Below are 21,712 nucleotides of genomic sequence, written 5' to 3'. Positions count from 1 at the left end.
TCTATCTTCTGCTATTTGATTGTGTAGATAATGAACTTGATGTACTGCTAGAGCTATTACTTGAGCTTGGTGTAGATGAGAAACTACCAATAATACTTGACCAAGCATTTTGGTAATCTGCTTCACTTCCTCCAATAGCAAAGTGATAGCTTGTCGTTGGAGCTCCCGCCTTGGTAGCCCAATAGCTCGTCACAGTAGAACCTGAAAGATCAACTGTTTTTCCATTAACGGATACTTTGCCAGGCTTCTGCCCTGTAGATTTGAGGACCTGAGATTGAGTCACACTTGAATCAAGATTAAAGTGTTCATTGCCCCAAACACCAGGCTCTGCCTGTTGGATAGCATTGACCAAGTGGGCCATATATTTGGCATTTCGATAATGCCCAGCCCCCTGAGCCATTGGACGGTTGTCATCGTGACCTAGCCAACCACCTAGAGTCAATCTTGGTGTCGAAAGCATGAGCCACATATTTTCATCTTCATTGGTTGTACCAGTCTTACCAATCCAGTCTGCACGAGCTAAGCTTGAATTAATAGAAGCCAAATCCGTTTGGAAACTTGAAGTGATCCGAGATGAAATCACCTCACGAAGCAAACTCTGCATAATCGTTGCTGTTGCCTTCGAATACACTTGAACTGGTTTATCTTGGAATTCATAGATTACTCTACCATCAGATGATTCAATCTTAGAAATCACATGTTTTTGATGATAGACACCGTTATTAGCAATTGTTTGATAACCATTGGTATGCTGGGCAACTGTGACTTCAATCCCACCACCCATAGGCAGACTTTCGATACCGTACTCTGGAATCTCGTAACCCATTTTTTCCATATAGCTCTTAACATCGACACCTTTTTCACGAAGCATGCGATAAGTCCAATAGGCTGGAATATTCCATGAATAGTTTAAAGCATCACCCAAATTGACCATATCTGTGCCTTTACTACTACCATGCACAATCGGACTACCATTTGCAAAATTTGTAGGATAATTTGACAATATGCTAGCACTTCCCATCAAACCTTGGTCAATGGCAATTCCGTAGGCCAGCAAAGGCTTGGTTGTAGAGGCTGGCGAACGCTTGGTGTCAAAGGCGTGATTGTTTTGGTTAGTCTGGTAATTACGACCACCAACAAAACCTAGAACAGCCCCCGTTTTATTGTCCATCAAAACATTCCCTACTTCAGGCTGCCCAGTCGAATCATCTACCAAATGACCATAGTTAGCAACTGCATTTTGCATGGCCGCATGGATTTTTTTATTGATCGTTGTAGTGATTTTGTAGCCGCCATTACTTAGTTCCTGCTCAGCTCTCTCATGATAAGCCTTTCGAATCGCTTCATTTTTCAACTCTTGGCTCGAAACATTATCCTGTCGAACTAAATAATCATACATACGGTCTGTCGCTTCAGCCATAGCTGTAAAGTAGAGATAGTCCCTCGAAACAACATTGACAGTTCCTGATGGCAAGAAGTCTTGTTTGAGATTATAATCCTTGTACTGGTCGTATTCTTCCTGAGTCAGAGCACCCGTACGGTACATGTTGTAGAGAACATCCTTGGCCCGCTTCAAACCAAGTTCTAAGTCTTCATCACTCTTTAACTCTCCAGTATTTTCATAAGGGGAATAAGTAATCGGACTCTGTGGCAAACCTGCTAGGAAGGCAGCTTGGGGAATACTCAACTTTTTGGCATCGATACCAAAAATCCCTTCAGCAGCTTGCTGGGCACCTGCAATATTCTGCCCTTTATGATTTCGACCAAAGGGAGCAACATTGAGATAAGTCGTCAAGATTTCATCCTTACTCATGCTACGTTCCAAGGCAAGGGCATCAACAATTTCTGTAGCCTTACGAGCCAAAGTCGGAGCATCTCCGACCACTTGTTGCTTGATTAACTGTTGGGTCAAGGTCGAGCCCCCACTAGACGAGCCCAAACCTGCAAAGGTTCCCAAAGTCGCCCGAATCACAGCTTTTGGCACAACCCCGTTATGTTCAAGAAAATGTTCATCCTCTGTAGCAACGATAGCCTTTTTGAGATTGTCCGATATTTCCTCAGATGAAACAGAAGTTCGCAATAGGTCACTCTCGATAGAAGCGATAACACTCCCATCTGCGTAAACAATTTCTGAGATGGAAGAAATATTTTTAACCTGCTTGACCAAATCCTCCGATTGGGGAACCTTGGCCTTGTCAAACAAAGCAACTCCATAACCAAGAGCTACACCAGCACCAAAAAGCCCACCGATAAAGCCTAGAATAAAGAGAGTATTCAAAATTCCCTTAATAGCAACTAAAATGCTACCTAGGATAGCCAGAACTTTCCCACCTGTCCCATCCGACTTCTTCACTTCTGAGACTTTCTCTGATTTTCTATGATTTATTTTTGATTTTACTCGCTGGAAAAATTCCAGCATTTTTCGTTTTAATTCATTTAATTGATTTTGCATGGATTTCCTCACTGTAACTATTATACCATAAAAGGTAAACTTTCAATAAAATAGCTACTTTCTTCCCTATTCTACTAGGCTATTGCTCAAGTTTGTGATACAATAGGTAGAAACAATATTTTATAAAGGAGAAAAGACACATGCACATTTTTGATGAGCTAAAAGAGCGTGGTTTGATTTTTCAAACGACTGATGAAGAAGCTTTGCGTAAAGCCCTAGAAGAAGGTCAAGTTTCTTATTATACTGGCTATGATCCAACTGCTGACAGCCTTCACCTAGGCCACCTTGTCGCAATCTTGACAAGTCGTCGCTTGCAGCTAGCAGGTCACAAACCTTATGCGCTCGTTGGCGGTGCTACAGGTCTCATCGGAGATCCGTCCTTCAAAGATGCTGAACGTAGTCTCCAAACAAAAGACACAGTAGATGGCTGGGTCAAGTCTATCCAAGGACAACTTTCTCGTTTTCTTGACTTTGAAAATGGGGAAAATAAAGCTGTCATGGTCAACAACTACGACTGGTTTGGCAGCATCAGCTTCATTGACTTCCTCCGTGATATCGGAAAATACTTTACTGTCAACTACATGATGAGTAAGGAGTCTGTGAAAAAACGGATCGAAACAGGGATTTCTTACACTGAGTTTGCCTACCAAATCATGCAAGGTTATGACTTCTTCGTCCTTAACCAAGATCACAACGTAACGCTACAAATCGGTGGTTCTGATCAGTGGGGAAATATGACAGCTGGTACTGAATTGCTTCGTCGTAAGGCTGATAAGACTGGCCACGTTATCACCGTTCCACTGATCACAGATGCAACTGGTAAGAAATTTGGTAAATCAGAAGGAAACGCAGTCTGGCTCAATCCTGAAAAGACTTCTCCATACGAAATGTACCAATTTTGGATGAACGTTATGGACGCAGACGCTGTTCGCTTCTTGAAGATCTTTACTTTCTTGTCACTTGATGAGATTGAAGACATTCGTAAACAATTTGAAGCAGCGCCACACGAACGCTTGGCTCAAAAAGTCTTGGCTCGTGAAGTCGTTACACTTGTTCACGGAGAAGAAGCTTACAAAGAAGCCCTCAACATCACTGAGCAACTCTTTGCAGGAAACATCAAAAACCTTTCTGTTAAAGAGCTCAAACAAGGACTTCGTGGAGTGCCAAACTACCAAGTTCAAGCAGATGAAAACCACAATATTGTGGAACTGCTCGTCTCATCTGGTGTGGTTAACTCAAAACGCCAAGCCCGTGAAGATGTCCAAAATGGAGCTATCTACGTAAACGGCGACCGCATTCAAGACCTTGACTATGTCTTGAGTGACGCAGATAAGTTAGAGAACGAACTAACTGTTATCCGTCGCGGTAAGAAAAAATACTTTGTATTGACTTACTAAACTGTTCAACATTTACCTATAAAAAAAGGAGTTAACCTCGAGAAAGGTAACTCCTTTTTGTTGTTGATAACCACATCTACCTATTTTTAATAGACAGGCTACGCAGTACAATGCGCAAGGTTGTTAGATTATGTAAGATAGAGAGATTTGAAGGACTGAGCCAATTAAATAAGCCAAAGCCAATCAAACTACTATTTACGACAACGGTATCTTGAATATTCTTCTTGATAAGTGTTTGCAAAGATGATGATAGCCAATCTAACTCTTGGAAGAAATCCAAGCGATTATCTAACAATAAGATATCGCTCATCTGCTTAGAAATATCTGCACTCTCATTCATCACCACACCGATATCTGATAGGGTTAGAGCAGCTGAGTCATTCAACCCATCCCCAACCATCAAAATAGTGTGACCTGCTTTCTGCAGTTCCTCTACTAACTCAAATTTCCCATCAGGTTTCAAGTCTGTATAGACCTGATCAAAGGGCAAATCTTTGACTAATTCCTCTGTTCTAACCAGGGTGTCCCCTGTTGCCAGAATCAATTTTTTCCCTTGTGCCTTAAGTTTCTCCAAGGCTGCTTTTGCTTCTTTTCTCAAAGGAGTATGAATGCAGAACATTCCAATCAATTCATTCTGATAAGCCAAGAATAAGAGATTGTAGTGACTCTTGTACTCTTCAATTAAAGCATTTTGTTCTGAACTGATATGAATTTGCTCATCCTGCATCAAGACATAATTTCCAATAACAACTGGTTGCCCATCTATATGAGATTTGATCCCCTTGCTTGCGATATATTGGAGCTTCCCATGCATTTCCTCATGTTCAATTCCCTCTATCTCAGCTTGCTTGACGATGGCATTAGCAATAGGATGATAAATGTGTTCCTCAAGACAGGCACTGATTCTGAGAATATCTTCCTCACTATAGTCCCCAAAAGGTAACACCTTTTCAACTATAGGATAACTAGTTGTGATTGTTCCCGTCTTATCAAACAAGAAAGTATCAACTTCCAGATATTTCTCCAGAACATCCCCATCCTTAATCACCATTTCACGATTCAACCCCTCCTTGATAGCTGTCAAATAAGCTACAGGAGTAGAGATTTTCAAAGCGCAGGAGAAATCGACCAATAGGAAAGAGATAGCCTTAGAAAAAGAACCTGTTAATAGGTAAGTCAGCCCAGCCCCCAAGAAATTATATTTGACGACCTTATCCGCCATCTTGATGAAATAGCGTTGTTTCGTTTTCTTGTTTTCTTCAGATTTCTTCATCAACTCAATCAGCTGTAAAATCCGGCTGTTCATCTGATTATCGGTTACACGAATGCGTAACTCTCCAGTTTCCAATACTGTATTTGCACAAACCAAATCAGACTCTCTTTTTTCAACTGGAAAACTCTCTCCTGTCAAGGAACTTTCGTTGACCATACCTAAACCTGAAACTACTTGTCCATCAAACAGAATTTCATTTCCTTGAGATAGGACCAAGACATCTCCTATTTGAACATCGGAACTCTTGATACTAACAACCGTATCCCCCTGTACTAGAAATACATCGCTCTCTTTTGCAAGAAGGCTTTGTTCTAAATCTGTTGCAGTTTTTTTCAAGGACCACTGATCTAAATGATTCCCCAAATCAAGCATAAACATGATATTGCTAGCTGTCTTGGATTGGTTCATAAACAAGGACAATAAAATCGCCGAACAGTCCAAGACCTCCATCGTTAGTTCCTTACGCGCTAGTGTTTGATAGGCTTCTCTAATATAGCCAAAAGCCTGATAACAAGTCCATATATAGCGAATAGGGTACGGCACAAAACTACGAAAAAGTATACGCTTAATCGCTGCACCTGAAACAATAGAATAAGCACTCTCTTCTCTACGAATGGGAAGAGTCATCAACTCAGAAACTTTCCCTTTATCAATTCTTTTTAAAAAGGCTTCTGCATTATCTAATACAGAAAAGCCTTCTTTTATACGTAGAGTAAAGTGCTGTTGATCCATGTAAAACTGGATAGACTCAATCCCCTTTTCATCTCTCGCCAAGGAACGAAGATAGTCTTGAATATCCAAGGTGAGTGAAAAAGAAGATGATAGTCGGATATGTTGGTATCCTCTATGTAGCACTTTAAAAGACATATTATTCCCCTATAAGGCTATCTAATTGCTCTTCTTTTTTCTCTTGCTCGTACAAATATTTGGCATCTTGCAAGACATCGTCTCCATGTTGTTTCACAACAGAAACAGATGCATCTAGCCCGTCTTTCAACTTGTAAGCCTTAGCCAAAGCTTTAGAATAACCTTTTTTAGCTTCCTTACTTGCCAAGATTTTCAAACCAAGGGTACCAAATGCGACACCACCCAAAAAGAGTGATGATTTTTTCGCAACTTTTGCGACGGTTAATACTTCTTTTAACATACTTATTTCCTCCTTATCATTATTATATAGCAATTTAGATATAAAAGCAATTTCATTTTATAAATTGGAGAATTATACTCAATGAAAATCAAAGAGCAAACTAGGAAACTAGCCGCAGGCTGTACTTGAGTACGGCAAGGTGACGTTGACGTGGTTTGAATTTGATTTTCGAAGAGTATTAGTTTTATTTCTACTGAATCTCCCATCTACTTATTCCTAAAGTTGCTTTCATTTGCCTCTTTTGATACACTTAAACTATGAATACAAATCTCAAACCCAAACTTCAGCGTTTTGCTTCTGCGACTGCCTTTGCCTGTCCTATCTGTCAAGAAAATCTGACTCTGGTAGAGAGTAGTCTCAAATGTAGCAATCGCCATTCTTTTGACTTGGCGAAATTCGGCTATGTCAATCTAGCCCCTCAAATCAAACAATCTGCTAACTACGACAAGGAAAATTTTCAAAACCGCCAACAAATCCTAGAAGCCGGCTTTTATCAGGCTATTCTAGAGGTCGTCTCTGATTTACTTTCAAACTCAAAAAATGCCAAAACAATTTTAGATATCGGTTGTGGTGAAGGATTCTATTCTCGCAAACTCCAAGAAAGTCATCCTGACAAAACCTTCTATGCCTTTGATATTTCCAAAGATTCCGTCCAAATCGCTGCCAAGAGCGAACCCAACTGGGCAGTCAATTGGTTCGTTGGTGACTTAGCTCGTCTTCCTATAAAAGACGCTAGCATGGATATCCTGCTTGATATCTTCTCACCTGCCAACTATGGAGAATTTCGTCGCATTTTATCCAAAGACGGTATCTTGATAAAGGTTATTCCAACTAAAAATCACCTCAAGGAAATCCGTCAGAAGATACAAGACCAGCTGACAAACAAGGACTATTCCAACCAAGATATCAAAAATCATTTCCAAAACAACTTCACTATCTTATCCAGTAAAACTGCCTCACTAACCAAGCCTATCACAGCAGAGCAGCTCCAAGCCCTACTCAGTATGACTCCTCTCCTCTTTCACATCGACCAGACTAAGATTGACTGGAGCCAACTGACAGAGATTACCATTGAAGCTGAGATTCTGGTTGGGAGAGCATTCTAAACTAGACTTCCCAAAAGCAGACAACTTACCGAAAATCTTCAATATTACAAAAACGCATAAGAACAGGTACAAAAACCTTAATCTTATGCGTTTTGTTATGCAAAAATCACTGGAGTTTCTATACACATTAAGTGGAAATCTTTGAAATCAGTTCTTTTAATAACCATTGAATACCATATATTACATTTACCCCAAATATGATATAGGCCGTATAAATCAAGTATTTCGATTTCTGTCGTCTCAAAGAATAGATCTTGTACAAGATAAACAAATTTAAAATAATAAATAATAGAGACAAAATCTTCCTCCAAAAATCAATCCTAAAGGTACACAGCTAAGCATAGCCCTAAACTTTATTTTCGATTCGAAATAATAAATTTATCAATAAATAGCAATTGATATAAGGCGAGTACAGATCCCCAGAAACTACCTCGAAGAGAGATTTCTTGATGATTGAGAGGAAACAAATCATGGTTACCTATATAGAGGCAGGTCAAAATGATAAATAAAATCCAAAATAAATCAGTCCATTTATATTTTGAAAAATATTTTTTCCACATAAAAACACCTTCTTTCCTACAATTATATTATAATACTTTATGTAAGCGAATACAAGAAATATGAGGTAATCAACTACGAAGAAATATAAAGCTGAAGACAGTGAAAACCAGCATTTTAAGCGCTGGTTTACTGTTTTAAACTAGGTTTCTTACAAGCTTACTAACACTTAGCTTTTAAAAAAGTTAGTTTTTGAAGCGCTTGGATAAATAGAATCTAGAAAACAGAAAAAACTAAAAAGAATGTAGGGAAGTAAACCCTACATTCTTAAAATAACTTAGTACATAAATGATAATGCTGTCGCCGCCATCAATATTGCAAGAATTATTTTCCAAATTTTTTTATTTTTTCCAAAAATCTTATCAGGTAACAAGATTAATAATACAAGAAAGGTAATAAACAACCCCAATTTAAGTGTATGTATCATAAAAACACCTTCTTTCCTACAATCATATTATAATACTTTGTGTAAGCGAATACAATAAATATGAGGTGTTCAACTACGAAGAAAAATAAGGATGAAAGACAGTAAAAACCAGCATTTAAAGCCTTCACTGTATCTAGGATCTCCCTATTTTTAGACAAAATTGACTCAAATCCACAGCATTTAAAAAAGCGAATTTCAATCGAAACTCGCTTTTTTACAAAATGTATTAGTGTGAATTTGTATCTTATACTCAATGAAAATCAAAGAGCAAACTAGGAAGCTAGCCGCAGGCTGTACTTGAGTACGGCAAGGCAACGCTGACGTGGTTTGAAGAGATTTTCGAAGAGTATTAGTTCAAGTGCCAGATATCTTCGTTATACTGAGCAATTGTACGGTCAGATGAGAAGAATCCTGCTTTAGAAATGTTAACGATGACTTTATCCAACCATGCGTCACGGTCTTCGTAGTCAGCCAACATTTGTTCTTTAACCTTGATGTAGTCTTCCAAGTCAAGAAGAGTCATGAACCAGTCTTTGTTGATCAATTCATTGTAAAGACGTTCCAAGCGCTCTTTGTTTCCAGCTGCAAGAACTGCATCGCTAACGATGAAGTCAACCAATGGTTTGATAGCTTCACGAGCGTAGAATTCGCTTGATTTGTAAGCTGCTTTTTCGTAAAGGTCGATAACAGTTTCTGAATCTTCACCAAAGATGTAGATATTTTCGTCTCCAACCAACTCAGCGATTTCCACGTTAGCACCGTCCATAGTACCAAGAGTCAAAGCTCCGTTCAACATGAATTTCATGTTACCAGTACCTGAAGCTTCTTTAGAAGCAAGTGAGATTTGTTCTGAGATATCACATGCTGGGATAAGGAAGCTTGCTGCAGTAACGTTGTAGTTTTCAACCATAACAACTTGCAAGTGTGGAGCTACTGCTGGATCGTTAGCAATAACTTCTGACATGCAAAGGATCAAGTGGATGATGTCTTGAGCGATTGTGTAGGCTGGAGCTGCCTTACCACCAAAGAAGATTGTGATTGGGCGAGCAGGGATGTTACCAGCTTTGATGTCAAGGTATTTGTGGATCACGTACAAAGCATTCATTTGTTGGCGTTTGTACTCGTGAAGACGTTTGATTTGGATATCAAAGATAGAGTTTGTATTGATTTCCACACCTTGGTGTTCTTTCAAGTGACGAGCCAATTTACGTTTGTTGTGAGCTTTGATGCTTTCCAATTTTTCTTTGACAGCTGCTTTGTCTTCATAAGACAAGAGTTTTTCAAGCTCATCTGCTTCATGGTGCCAACCTTCTCCAATAATCTCATCCAAGTAGTGAGATAGTCTTGGGTTAGCATGCATGAGCCAACGACGGAAAGTGATACCGTTTGTTTTGTTGTTGAATTTTTCTGGGTAAAGGTCGTAGAAGGCTTTCAACTCAGAGTTCTTCAAGATTTCAGTGTGGAGTGCTGCTACCCCGTTTACACTGTATCCATAGTGGATATCCATATGAGCCATGTGAACACGTCCGCTCTCATCGATGATTTGAACAGCTGGATCTTTGTATTCTGCTTTCACGCGACGGTCCAATTCTTCGATGATTGGTACCAAGTGAGGAACCACTTCTTGCAAGAATTCAAGAGGCCATTTTTCAAGGGCTTCAGCAAGGATTGTGTGGTTAGTGTAGGCAGTCATGCTACGAACGATTGAGATTGCTTCGTCAAGTTCGATACCACGAGCAGTCAAAAGACGGATCAATTCAGGGATAACCATTGATGGGTGAGTATCGTTGATTTGTACAACTGCGTAGTCAGCAAGGTCATGCAAGTTGCTTCCTTTTTCGATTGCTTCTTCGATGATCAATTGCGCACCGTTTGAAACCATAAAGTATTGTTGGAAGATACGGAGCAATTCACCTTGACGGTCACTATCATCTGGGTAAAGGAAAAGAGTCAAGTTGCGAGCAATGTCTGTCTTATCAAAGTTGATACCGTCTTTAATGATTGAAGAGTCAACTGAATCCAAGTCAAACAAACGCAAGCGGTTCTTAGTTTCTGTCTTGTAACCAGGTACATCGATATCGTAAAGAGTTGATGTCAATGTGAAGTGAGCAAATGGTACTTGGTAGCTACGGCTTGAGCGAACCAACCAGTTTTGCTCTGTCAACCATGCATTTGGAATTGTTTCTTGTTGGTTATTTTTAAGAACTTGTTGGAATAGACCAAAGTGGTAGTTAAGACCAACACCGTCACCATTCAAACCAAGAGTAGCAATTGAGTCGATAAAGCAGGCAGCCAAACGTCCCAAACCACCATTACCAAGAGATGGCTCCAATTCAACTTCTTCAACTTCAATCAAGTCTTTACCTGCAGCTGCAAGTTCTTTTTTAACATCGTCGTAAAGACCAAGGTTGATCAAGTTGTTTGACAAAAGTTTACCAATCAAGAACTCAGCTGAGATGTAGTAAACTTTTTTCTTACCAGTGTTAACTGGTTTTTTGCTACTTGCAAGCTTGCTGTAGTTAAGAAGAGCAAGGTAAAGCTCTTCATTGCTACATTCTGCAATGGTTTTATTGTAACGATTTTGTACAAATTCTTGTAGTGATAACATGTTTAAGGTGTCTCCTGATATTGTATTATTTCTTTAATTCTACCAAATTCTCATTGATTCGGCGATAGATTGTTGTCAAGTCAAGCAAGCCTTCCTCGACAGCTGGTGTCAATTGATCTTCAGTCATACGCCAAGACCAGTTTCCACCAAGGGTAGATGGGAAGTTCATACGAGCTACCTCATCCAATTCTAGCAAATCTTGCATAGTTGCAATTGCCATGAAGCTAACTGATGAAAAGACTGTACGAAGCATAGCATGTGGCACTGTTTCGTATTCTTTACGGTTCGTGTAGCGAGCCATGTATTCACGAGTCGCATCTTCGATCTCGTTACGGTACCAACCAAGGACCGTATTGTTATCGTGTGTTCCTGTGTACATAACTGAGTTAGCAGGTGCCAAGTGTGGGCTATCGATGCTTTCGTCTTCTGGGTTGAAGGCAAATTGAAGAATCTTCATTCCTGGGAAGCCAGTACGTTCACGCAATTCGATAACTTCATCAGTCATGAAGCCAAGGTCTTCAGCGATGATGTTTAGCTCACCAAGTTCTTCCTTAACGGCTGCAAAAAGCTTGTAGCCAGGACCTTTCACCCACTCACCAGGTGCTGCTGTATCAGAACCAGCAGGGATTTCCCAGTAAGATTCGAAGCCACGGAAGTGGTCAATACGAACGATGTCGTAGATTTTGAAGCTTTCACGCAAGCGCTCAATCCACCATTTGTAGCCATCTTTGTCCATTGCTTCCCAGTCATAGATTGGGTTACCCCAAAGCTGACCAGTTGCAGAAAATTCATCTGGTGGGCATCCTGCGATGCAAGTAGCCTTACCATTGACATCTGTCTTGAAGAGATGTGGATTTGCCCACATATCGCTTGAATCTTCCGCTACGTAAATTGGCATGTCTCCAACGATTTCGATATGGTTGTCGTTAGCGTAAGCTTTCAATTTCAACCATTGTTGGAAGAAGAAGTATTGAGTCACACGGTGGTAAACCAACTTGTCTGCCAATTGCTCACGGTAGCTTGCAAGTGCTGAAGCTTTACGAGCACGAGCATCTGCATCTGGCCATTCAGTCCAAGCAAGATTGTCAAAATGCTCTTTGATAGCCATATACTCTGCAAAGAGTTCAAGCCATGATTGGTTGTCTTGAGCAAATTTCTCAAAATCTTTAACATCTCCCACTTCCAAGAAACGTTTTACCGCTTTTTCTAAAAGAGGACGACGTGCATAGTAAATTTTCGCATAATCAACTTCAGACGCATCACTACCAAAGTCAACCCCTTCAAGGTCACTTGCTTGTAACAAGCCTTGCTCCACTAAGATATCCAAATCGATAAAATGAGTGTTCCCTGCGAAGGCTGAGAAAGATTGGTAAGGAGAGTCTCCGTAACTAGTTGTTCCTAGTGGAAGGATTTGCCAGTAACGTTGTTTTGTGCGAACCAAGAAATCAACGAAGTCATAAGCACTTTTACCAAATGATCCGATTCCGTATGCTCCTGGAAGAGAAGAAATGTGCATCAACACACCACTTTGACGTTTTTTCATAATAAGCACCTCATGTGTTTATAGTTAGATATTACATTTTTATGAACGCAAACGTTTGCGCTATTACTAGTATAGCTTATTTTCTTGATAAATGCAAGCGGTTTTAAATAACTTTTTTGATTATTTTTTAAAAATTTTTTCTTCTTACTCGTATATATATTCTTTCAGGAAATAAACAAAATAGGAATAAGGGTTTCACTTATCTTATTAAGCAAAAATAAAATGAGAATCCTCTCTGCTTTCCATTTGTAAATTAGGCAATCGTTTTCTCAACTTTTTTTAAATTTAAAACAAAAGCTATTTTTGGGATTTTCTACTATTATATGACGATGAAGCGTTTACTTTTTTCACAATTTTTTTAAAAATTTTTACAAAAAATACTTGCAACCGCTTTCCGATTGTGCTATACTAGTCCCATAAAGGAAAACGTTTGCGTTTCCTCATTATAAAATTTGTTATTCTTTAGGAGGAATACACTATGTCATCTAAATTCATGAAGAGCGCTGCTGTGCTTGGAACTGCTACACTTGCTAGCTTGCTTTTGGTAGCTTGCGGAAGCAAACCTGCTGAAAAAGCTGCTGATGCTGGTTCATCTGAAGCGAAAGAAATCACTCTTTACGTTGAAGACCAATACAAAGCTTTTGCTGAATCAGCTGCAAAAGCTTACGAAAAAGAAGCTGGCGTAAAAGTGACTATCAAAACCGGAGACCAAATGGGTGGTCTTGACAACCTTTCTCTAGATAACCAATCTGGTAAAGCTGCTGACGTTATGATGGCACCATACGACCGTGTAGGTAGCCTTGGTACTGACGGCCAACTTTCAGAAGTTAAATTGAGCGACGGCGCTAAAACAGATGATAAAACTAAATCTCTTGTAACAGCTGCTGACGGTAAAGTTTACGGTGCTCCTGCCGTTATCGAGTCACTTGTTATGTACTACAACAAAGACTTGGTAAAAGAAGCTCCAAAAACATTTGCTGACTTGGAAAACCTTGCTAAAGATAGCAAATACGCATTCGCTGGAGAAGATGGAAAAACTTCTGCTTTCCTAGCTGACTGGACAAACTTCTACTTTGCATACGGACTTCTTGCTGGTAACGGCGGTTACGTATTCGGACAAAACGGTAAAGATGCTAAAGACATCGGTCTTGCAAACGACGGTTCTATCGCAGGTATCAACTATGCTAAATCTTGGTATGAAAAATGGCCTAAAGGTATGCAAGATACTGAAGGAGCTGGAAACCTAATCCAAACTCAATTCCAAGAAGGTAAAACAGCTGCTATCATTGACGGACCTTGGAAAGCTAAAGCCTTCAAAGACGCTAAAGTAAACTACGGTGTTGCAACTATCCCAACTCTTCCAAACGGAAAAGAATATGCTGCATTCGGTGGTGGTAAAGCTTGGATCATCCCATCAAGCACTAAGAACCTTGAAGCTGCTCAAAAATTTGTAGACTTCCTTGTTTCAACTGAAGAACAAAAAGCCTTCTACGATACAACTAACGAAATCCCAGCTAACACTGAAGCTCGTTCATACGCTGAAGGTAAAAACGATGAGTTGACAACAGCTGTTATCAAACAGTTCAAGAACGCTCAACCAATGCCAAATATCTCTCAAATGTCAGCTGTTTGGGACCCAGCTAAAACAATGTTGTTTGAAGCTGTAAGTGGTAAGAAAGATGCTAAAACAGCTGCAAACGATGCTGTAACATTGATCAAAGAAACAATCAAACAAAAATTTGGTGAATAAAAAATTTGTTCAAGGGGGGTGGAATTCAAATCCCCCTTTGAATTTATCAATAAAAAACATATATAGTTTAGGTTTTGATTAGAAACCAGTATCCTATGAAAGGAGTTATTATGGAAAAGCAACAACCTAGTAAAGCAGCCCTGCTGTCTATCATTCCTGGGTTAGGACAGATTTACAATAAACAAAAGGCCAAAGGTTTTATCTTCCTTGGTGTAACCATCGTATTTGTCCTTTATTTCCTAGCACTTGCAGCCCCTGAATTGAGCAACCTCATCACTCTTGGTGACAAGCCAGGTCGTGATAATTCTCTCTTCATGCTGATTCGTGGTGCCTTCCATTTAATCTTTGTAGTTGTTTATGTACTCTTTTATTTCGCAAATATCAAAGATGCACATACAACTGCTAAACACATTAACAATGGTATTCCAGTAGCACTTACCTTTAAAGAAATGATCAAAGGAATCTATGAAAATGGTTTCCCTTACCTCTTGATCATTCCATCTTATATTGCAATGACTTTTGCGATTATCTTCCCCGTTATCGTAACCTTGATGATCGCCTTTACCAACTACGACTTCCAACACTTGCCACCAAACAAATTGTTGGACTGGGTTGGTTTGACCAACTTTACAAACATTTGGAGCTTGAGTACCTTCCGTTCTGCCTTTGGTTCTGTTCTTTCTTGGACTATCATCTGGGCTTTATCTGCCTCAACTTTACAGATCGTGATTGGTATCTTCACAGCTATCATTGCTAACCAACCATTTATCAAAGGAAAACGTATCTTTGGTGTTATTTTCCTTCTTCCTTGGGCTGTTCCAGCCTTCATCACTATCTTGACATTCTCAAATATGTTTAATGATAGTGTTGGTGCTATCAACACTCAAGTCTTGCCGATCTTTGCTAAATTCCTTCCTTTCCTTGATGGGGCTCTTATCCCTTGGAAAACAGACCCTACTTGGACTAAGGTTGCCTTGATTATGATGCAAGGTTGGCTTGGATTCCCATATATCTACGTTTTGACTTTGGGTATCTTGCAATCTATTCCTAACGACCTTTACGAAGCAGCTTATATTGACGGTGCCAATGCTTGGCAAAAATTCCGCAACATCACTTTCCCAATGATCTTGGCTGTTGCGGCACCTACTTTGATTAGCCAATACACCTTCAACTTTAACAACTTCTCTATCATGTACCTCTTCAATGGTGGGGGTCCTGGTAGTGTCGGAGGGGGAGCTGGTTCAACTGATATCTTGATTTCATGGATCTACCGTTTGACAACAGGTACATCTCCTCAATACTCAATGGCGGCAGCTGTTACCTTGATTATCTCTATCATTGTCATCTCAATCTCTATGATCGCATTCAAGAAACTACACGCATTTGATATGGAGGATGTCTAAGATGAATAACTCAATTAAACTCAAACGTAGACTGACTCAAACCCTTACTTACCTCTACTTAATTGGCCTATCAATCGTGATTATCTATCCACTTTTGATTACCATCATGTCAGCCTTTAAAGCAGGTAACGTCTCAGCCTTTAAACTAGATACTAATATCGATCTCAATTTTGATAACTTTAAAGGCCTCTTCACTGAAACCTTGTACGGTACTTGGTACCTCAACACTTTGATTATCGCCTTAATTACTATGGCTGTTCAAACAAGTATTATCGTACTTGCTGGTTATGCTTATAGCCGTTACAATTTCTTGGCTCGTAAACAAAGTTTGGTCTTCTTCTTGATTATCCAAATGGTGCCAACCATGGCCGCTTTGACAGCCTTCTTCGTTATGGCACTTATGTTGAACGCCCTTAACCACAGCTGGTTCCTCATCTTCCTCTACGTTGGTGGTGGTATCCCAATGAATGCTTGGCTCATGAAGGGCTACTTCGATACAGTGCCAATGTCTCTAGACGAATCTGCAAAACTAGACGGTGCAGGACATTTCCGCCGCTTCTGGCAAATTGTTCTTCCACTTGTTCGCCCAATGGTTGCCGTACAAGCTCTCTGGGCCTTCATGGGACCTTTCGGGGACTATATCCTCTCTAGTTTCTTGCTTCGTGAAAAAGAATACTTTACTGTTGCCGTAGGTCTCCAAACCTTCGTTAGCAATGTGAAAAATATGAAGATTGCCTACTTCTCAGCAGGTGCTATCCTCATCGCCCTTCCAATCTGTATTCTCTTCTTCTTCCTACAAAAGAACTTTGTTTCAGGACTTACAAGTGGTGGCGACAAGGGATAATTTATCCCCGCCACCCTTTTTCATTTTATACTCTTCGAAAATCTCTTCAAACCACGTCAGCTTTATCTGCAACCTCAAAGCTTTGCTTTGAGCAACCTGCGGCTAGCTTCCTAGTTTGCTCTTTGATTTTCATTGAGTATTAGCGATTGCTACTGTATATAATATCCTTGTAGCAAGCAATTTGTCTCCTAGACTTGAAATAAAGTACATTTCTCTATATAATAATACTCATATAGAAAACACCTTTTAGAAAGATACAAATGCTTCCATATCCATTTTCATATTTTTCAAGTATTTGGGGATTTCGTAAGCCCCTGTCCAAACGTTTCGGACTCAACTGGTTTCAGCTTCTCTTTACCAGTGTCTTCCTTATCAGCTTATCTATGGTACCTATTGCCATCCAAAACAGCTCACAGGAGACTTATCCGCTAGAAACCTTTATCGATAATGTCTATGAACCATTGACAGATAAGGTTGTCCAGGATCTCTCTGAACACGCTACAATTATTGATGGCAAATTAACTTATACAGGAACAGCTAGTCAAGCCCCTTCTATTGTGATCGGTCCAAGTCAAAGCAAGGAATTACCTAAGAACTTGCAACTGCATTTCGATACGAATGAGCTAGTCATCAGCAAGGAAAGTAAAGAGCTGACCCGTATCTCTTACCGAGCGATTCAGACTGATAGTTTCAAAAACAAAGACAGCTTGACACAAGCGATTTCTAAAGACTGGTATCAGCAGAATCGTGTCTATATCAGTCTCTTCCTAGTTCTCGGTGCCAGCTTTCTCTTTGGTTTGAATTTCTTCATTGTCTCTCTAGGAGCGAGTCTTCTCCTTTATATCACTAAGAAATCACGCCTCTTTTCATTTAGGACCTTTAAAGAGTGCTACCATTTTATCTTGAACTGTTTAGGATTACCAACTCTGATTACGCTTATTTTGGGATTATTTGGCCAAAATATGACAACCCTGATTACTGTACAAAACATTCTTTTTGTTCTGTATCTGGTCACTATCTTTTATAAAACGCATTTCCGTGATCCAGATTACCATAAATAGGAGATTTTTATGCCCGTTACGATTAAAGACGTGGCCAAGGCTGCTGGTGTTTCGCCTTCAACCGTAACCCGTGTTATTCAAAACAAATCAACCATTAGCGACGAAACAAAAAAACGCGTTCGCAAGGCTATGAAGGAGCTCAATTACCACCCCAACCTCAACGCTCGTAGTTTGGTAAGCAGTTATACCCAAGTTATCGGCTTGGTCCTTCCTGACGACTCAGACGCCTTCTATCAAAATCCTTTCTTCCCATCTGTCCTCCGTGGTATCGCCCAAGTTGCTTCTGAAAACCACTACGCTATTCAGATTGCAACAGGTAAAGATGAAAAAGAGCGCCTTAAAGCTATTTCACAGATGGTTTACGGCAAACGTGTGGATGGTTTAATCTTCCTTTATGCCGAAGAGGAGGATCCCTTGGTCAAGCTGGTCGCTGATGAGCAGTTCCCCTTCCTCATCCTAGGAAAATCCATTTCACCCTTTATCCCTCTTGTCGATAATGACAATGTCCAAGCCGGTTTTGATGCAACCGAATATTTTATCAAAAAAGGCTGCAAACGAATTGCCTTCATTGGAGGGACTAAGCGACTCTTCGTAACGCAAGACCGTTTAACAGGCTATGAGTCCGCCCTCAAACAACACCAACTGCCCATTGACGGAAATTTGACCTATTTTGCAACCGAGTTCCTAGAAGAAAAAGGGTATCAATTTAGTAAACTCCTCTTTCAGCATGATCCACAGATTGATGCTATCATTACAACCGATAGTCTCCTAGCCGAAGGGGTCTGTGACTATATTGCTAAGCACCAACTGGATGTCCCTGTTCTCAGCTTTGACTCGGTCAATCCCAAGCTCAACTTGGCGGCCTATGTTGATATCAATAGCCTAGAACTTGGTCGTATTTCCCTTGAAACTATCCTCCAGATTATCAACGATACTAAAAGCAATAAGCAAATTTGTTACCGTCAGTTAATCGCCCACAAAATTATTGAAAAATAAAAACCAGCTCACGCTGGTTTTTTTGTTACTAATTTTCTGTTTCAACGAATCGTCCCAAAATATGAACATTCTCAGATACAGAGACAAAGGCGCTTGGATCCACCTGTTTCATAATCTGTTTAAATTCATTAAACTCTGCACGGGTAATGACAGTGATTAAAACTGCCTTTCTTTCGTGATTATAGGTTCCTTCTGCATCGTGGATCATGGTTGCACCGCGGTGCAATTTTTTATGGATTTTTTCAATTACCTTCTCTGGATGATTGGTCACAATCATGGCCTGCATGCGTTTTTGCTTGGTAAAGACAGCGTCTGTGACACGGCTAGAGACAAAGATGGTAATCATAGAGTAGAGAGCGTATTTCCAACCAAAGGTCAAACCAGCTATCAGCATGATAGTCCCATTTACCAAGAAAGAAATACTACCAACATTCTTACCCGTTTTCTTGCGAATGGTCAGGCTGACAATATCTGTACCTCCACTGGAGATATTGTTGCGAAGAGCAAAACCAATCCCCAAGCCCATGACAACTCCCCCAAAAAGGGCATTGATAATAGGATCCTCCGTCAAGGTTGCCACAGGGACAAACTGGATAAAGAAGGAACTCATGGAAACCGTGATAAAGGTAAAGACGGTAAACTTATGGCCAATCTGATACCAAGCCAAAATCATCAAAGGAAAATTAATGGCGTAGAAGGTCAGCGAAATCGGAATATGAAAACCAAACCAGTGATTACTCAAGGCAGAGATAATCTGTGCCAGACCTGTCGCACCACTCGAATACACATGACCTGGTTGGAAAAAGAAATTGACCGCCACTGCTGATAAAAAACCATAGACCAGAGAGGCCGAAATCTTCTCATCATACTTTTCGCGAGAGATACTTTGTAAGACACGTAAAATTTTTATCTGATGAGCAAAGCGGCGCAGATAATAGCGCCACCGCTTAATTCGTTTTGCTTGTTTCATCTTCTTCTACTTGTAAGCTGAGTTCCTCTAGTTGTTTGAGATCTACTGTTGAAGGAGCTTGTGTCATTGGGTCAGTTGCCTTGTTGTTCTTAGGAAAGGCAATGACTTCACGGATATTTTCTTCCCCTGCTAAAAGCATGACAAATCGGTCAAGCCCGATAGCCAAGCCACCGTGTGGTGGGAAACCATAGTCCATGGCTTCAAGAAGGAATCCAAACTGGTCATTTGCTTCTTCAGCTGAGAAACCAAGAGCCTTGAACATGTATTCCTGGAGGTTTTTTTCGTATATACGAAGACTACCTCCACCAAGCTCGTAACCATTTAAAACGATGTCATAGGCAACGGCATGTATTCTCTCTAGAACACTACCTTTTTCTTTAGAGTATTTCTTTAGACCGTCCTTATTAGCTTTTATTTTTTCCTCAGATTCTTTATTTGGTAAAGTAAACGGATGGTGGGCACTCATGTAACGGCCTTCTTCTTCAGACCATTCAAACATTGGCCAGTCAACCACCCAAAGGAAGTTGAATTTATCGTTATCAATCAAGCCAAGCTCTTTGGCAATACGTCCACGAAGGGCACCAAGAGTTGCATTGGCCACTTCAAGCGTATCCGCCACAAAGAGAACGAGGTCCTTATCTTCAAGTGCAAGCGCTGTTGTCAATTCTGCTTGGATGCCTGTCAAGAACTTAGCAACTGGTCCGTTTAATTCTCCATCAACAACCTTGACCCAAGCAAGACCTTTGGCACCATACTGTTTGGCTACTTCTGTCATCTTGTCGATGTCTTTACGTGAATAATTGTCCGCAGCGCCTTTGACCACAATGGCTTTTACAGCAGGTGCTTCTGAAAAGACTTTAAAGTCTACACCTTTGACCACTTCTGTCAAGTCCTGAAGCAACATGTCAAAACGAGTATCAGGTTTATCAGAACCGTAAAGAGCCATCGCATCATCGTATTTCATACGAGGGAATGGCAGCGTCACTTCGATGCCTTTAGTTTCCTTCATGACACGCGCAATCAAGCCTTCTGTGATATCTTGGATTTCTTGCTCAGTAAGGAAAGACGTTTCCAAGTCGACCTGAGTGAACTCAGGCTGGCGGTCACCACGCAAGTCCTCGTCACGGAAACATTTGACGATTTGGTAGTAACGGTCAAAACCTGCATTCATCAAGAGTTGTTTCGTGATTTGTGGACTTTGAGGAAGCGCATAAAAATGCCCTTTATTAACACGAGACGGCACCAAATAGTCACGCGCCCCTTCAGGCGTTGACTTAGAAAGGAATGGTGTCTCCACGTCGATAAACTCCAACTCATCCAAGTAGTTGCGGATAGAGTGGGTCACCTTAGCACGAAGTTTGAGATTTTCCAACATTTCTGGACGGCGAAGGTCAAGGTAACGGTAACGTAAACGTGTATCGTCATTGGCCTCAATGCCATCCTTAATCTCAAATGGGGTTGTCTTAGCTGTATTAAGCACTGTCAGAGCTGTCACGTTTAACTCAACTGCACCAGTTGGCAACTTATCATTGGCTTGCTCACGCGCAGCGACCTGACCAGTCACCTCGATGACAAATTCGCTACGAAGGCTTTCAGCTGTTGCCATGACCTCTGCAGATACTTTTTCAGGGTTGATAACCAACTGCATGATTCCTTCACGGTCACGAAGATCGATAAAGATCAAACCACCAAGGTCACGACGACGGCCAACCCATCCTTTCAAGGTTATTTCTTGTCCGATGTGTTCCTCACGAACACGACCAGCATACATACTACGTTTCATGTTTTCTCTCCTCTTTTATTCTGTTACTATTTTACCATAAAAGCGCAGGCTCTTCATGAAAATCATCAGAAAAGTTTGCCAGTCTTTAAAAATCAAGTGAAGACTCTAAAAATTGACGCCCATACAAAAATCCGATGAAGTTCACCGGACTCTTTTATTTTGAATTTTTGCCTGCTTTACGTTTTTCAGCAATTTCAGCTGCCTTTCGAGGCAAGACAATCTCCGTTGTGTAAGCTGTCCCAAAGCGCAAGACACCTGCAATAGGGGCAAAGACAACTGCTAGATAGTTGTAGAAGAAATCTCCCTTGAAAGCATAAGCTAGCGCTCCAATGATGAAAAATAGAACGACTGCTTGAATCACTGCTAATAAAATTACTCGTTTCATGTGACCTCC

General features: G+C 40.5%; 16 protein-coding genes. 7 read left to right on the top strand and 9 right to left on the bottom strand.

What is annotated here, in order from left to right:
* Position 1 precedes the first annotated feature (1 nt).
* Complete coding sequence (gene pbp1b / locus HMPREF2628_RS07645; protein WP_070842809.1) at positions 2-2,452, bottom strand: penicillin-binding protein PBP1B; 2,451 nt, start codon at positions 2,450-2,452, stop codon at positions 2-4.
* A gap of 140 nt (positions 2,453-2,592) precedes the next feature.
* Between pbp1b and tyrS the strand changes: the two genes are divergently transcribed.
* Complete coding sequence (tyrS, locus tag HMPREF2628_RS07640; RefSeq protein ID WP_000546884.1) at positions 2,593-3,849, top strand: tyrosine--tRNA ligase; 1,257 nt, start codon at positions 2,593-2,595, stop codon at positions 3,847-3,849.
* A 76-nt stretch (positions 3,850-3,925) separates the two neighbouring features.
* Here tyrS and HMPREF2628_RS07635 read toward each other — a convergent pair whose 3' ends face one another.
* On the bottom strand, positions 3,926-5,989 hold the full coding sequence (locus HMPREF2628_RS07635; protein ID WP_070842808.1) for a heavy metal translocating P-type ATPase: 2,064 nt from the start codon (positions 5,987-5,989) through the stop codon (positions 3,926-3,928).
* A 1-nt stretch (position 5,990) separates the two neighbouring features.
* Entirely contained in the window at positions 5,991-6,269 is a 279-nt protein-coding gene (locus HMPREF2628_RS07630; RefSeq protein WP_000910910.1) for a DUF6110 family protein, read from the bottom strand.
* Between the two features lie 257 nt (positions 6,270-6,526).
* Between HMPREF2628_RS07630 and HMPREF2628_RS07625 the strand changes: the two genes are divergently transcribed.
* Entirely contained in the window at positions 6,527-7,375 is an 849-nt protein-coding gene (locus tag HMPREF2628_RS07625; protein ID WP_070842807.1) for a putative RNA methyltransferase, read from the top strand.
* A gap of 353 nt (positions 7,376-7,728) precedes the next feature.
* On the opposite strand, the gene HMPREF2628_RS11235 is transcribed toward HMPREF2628_RS07625, so the two are convergent.
* From HMPREF2628_RS11235 to malQ, 3 genes are all read right to left on the bottom strand, one after another.
* On the bottom strand, positions 7,729-7,935 hold the full coding sequence (locus HMPREF2628_RS11235) for a hypothetical protein (protein ID WP_070842806.1): 207 nt from the start codon (positions 7,933-7,935) through the stop codon (positions 7,729-7,731).
* 774 nt (positions 7,936-8,709) lie between these two features.
* Positions 8,710-10,968: a glycogen/starch/alpha-glucan family phosphorylase gene (glgP, locus tag HMPREF2628_RS07610; RefSeq protein ID WP_070842805.1), complete on the bottom strand. Its 2,259-nt coding sequence runs from the start codon at positions 10,966-10,968 to the stop codon at positions 8,710-8,712.
* A gap of 25 nt (positions 10,969-10,993) precedes the next feature.
* Positions 10,994-12,511, bottom strand: coding sequence for a 4-alpha-glucanotransferase (gene malQ / locus HMPREF2628_RS07605; RefSeq protein ID WP_061590126.1), 1,518 nt, complete (start codon positions 12,509-12,511; stop codon positions 10,994-10,996).
* A gap of 478 nt (positions 12,512-12,989) precedes the next feature.
* Between malQ and HMPREF2628_RS07600 the strand changes: the two genes are divergently transcribed.
* From HMPREF2628_RS07600 to HMPREF2628_RS07580, 5 genes are all read left to right on the top strand, one after another.
* Positions 12,990-14,261 (top strand): extracellular solute-binding protein, encoded by a 1,272-nt coding sequence (locus HMPREF2628_RS07600; RefSeq protein ID WP_061590125.1) that lies wholly within the window; start codon positions 12,990-12,992, stop codon positions 14,259-14,261.
* A gap of 110 nt (positions 14,262-14,371) precedes the next feature.
* Entirely contained in the window at positions 14,372-15,664 is a 1,293-nt protein-coding gene (locus HMPREF2628_RS07595; RefSeq protein WP_070482067.1) for a sugar ABC transporter permease, read from the top strand.
* Position 15,665: 1 nt separating this feature from the next.
* Positions 15,666-16,508 carry a sugar ABC transporter permease gene (locus HMPREF2628_RS07590; protein WP_004236955.1) on the top strand — a complete coding sequence of 281 codons (843 nt, stop codon included), beginning with the start codon at positions 15,666-15,668 and terminating at the stop codon, positions 16,506-16,508.
* Positions 16,509-16,768: 260 nt separating this feature from the next.
* The gene (locus HMPREF2628_RS07585; protein WP_070842804.1) at positions 16,769-17,569 is read left to right on the top strand and encodes a DUF1189 domain-containing protein; all 801 of its coding nucleotides are present in this window, start codon (positions 16,769-16,771) and stop codon (positions 17,567-17,569) included.
* A gap of 9 nt (positions 17,570-17,578) precedes the next feature.
* Positions 17,579-18,565: a LacI family DNA-binding transcriptional regulator gene (locus HMPREF2628_RS07580; protein ID WP_070842803.1), complete on the top strand. Its 987-nt coding sequence runs from the start codon at positions 17,579-17,581 to the stop codon at positions 18,563-18,565.
* A gap of 28 nt (positions 18,566-18,593) precedes the next feature.
* On the opposite strand, the gene HMPREF2628_RS07575 is transcribed toward HMPREF2628_RS07580, so the two are convergent.
* The 3 genes from HMPREF2628_RS07575 to HMPREF2628_RS07565 all read right to left on the bottom strand — a co-directional run bounded on the left by HMPREF2628_RS07575 (position 18,594) and on the right by HMPREF2628_RS07565 (position 21,703).
* On the bottom strand, positions 18,594-19,535 hold the full coding sequence (locus HMPREF2628_RS07575; RefSeq protein WP_070842802.1) for a YitT family protein: 942 nt from the start codon (positions 19,533-19,535) through the stop codon (positions 18,594-18,596).
* Entirely contained in the window at positions 19,513-21,318 is a 1,806-nt protein-coding gene (aspS, locus tag HMPREF2628_RS07570) for an aspartate--tRNA ligase (protein ID WP_070842801.1), read from the bottom strand. Before aspS ends, HMPREF2628_RS07575 begins: the two co-directional genes overlap by 23 nt.
* 154 nt (positions 21,319-21,472) lie before the next feature.
* Entirely contained in the window at positions 21,473-21,703 is a 231-nt protein-coding gene (locus tag HMPREF2628_RS07565) for a hypothetical protein (RefSeq protein WP_000832184.1), read from the bottom strand.
* Between the last annotated feature and the right edge of the window lie 9 nt (positions 21,704-21,712).

Origin of the sequence: Streptococcus sp. HMSC063B03 (genome assembly GCF_001836965.1) — a bacterium.
Taxonomy (GTDB): domain Bacteria; phylum Bacillota; class Bacilli; order Lactobacillales; family Streptococcaceae; genus Streptococcus; species Streptococcus pneumoniae_F.
Note: the sequence above shows the minus strand (reverse complement) of the source record. Positions and strands in the feature narration are given on the sequence as shown.